The sequence below is a fragment of the Dyella sp. 01L423 genome (genome assembly GCF_056399945.1).
The window spans coordinates 1-374 of the sequence record NZ_JBFTSI010000063.1; the positions used below are offsets into that span (position 1 = coordinate 1).

1 protein-coding gene is annotated in these 374 nt (G+C 68.4%); it reads left to right on the plus strand.

Annotated features, from left to right (window positions below; genetic code table 11):
- A partial coding sequence (locus AC1DMY_RS21075; RefSeq protein WP_477166790.1) for a YSC84-related protein occupies positions 1–237 on the plus strand: 237 nt, incomplete at its 5' end.
- Between the last annotated feature and the right edge of the window lie 137 nt (positions 238–374).

Below are 374 nucleotides of genomic sequence, written 5' to 3' on the forward strand. Positions count from 1 at the left end.
TTCCAGATGGTCTGGGTGTTCGAGAACGACAAGGCGCTGAACGAATTCATCAACTCTGGCTGGACGATTGGGGGGCAAGCCACCGCCGCCGCGAAAACCGGTGACAGCGGCAGCGCCTTCCAGGGCGCGGTGGCCGTCGCGCCGGGGATCTGGGTCTACCAGATCACGGACAGCGGGCTGGCCGTCGAACTGACGGCCAAGGGCACCAAGTATTACAAGGATGAAGACCTGAACTGAGTCGCCCTGCGCGTGCGCCGCCATGTCGCCCGGGCATTCGCGGGCCGGACTGGCCGCCTGGGTGGCGGCGACCATCGGCATGGCCGTGCTCGTGACCGGTTGCGCCGGCCCGGCGCCCGAGTCCGGCGCCGGCTACC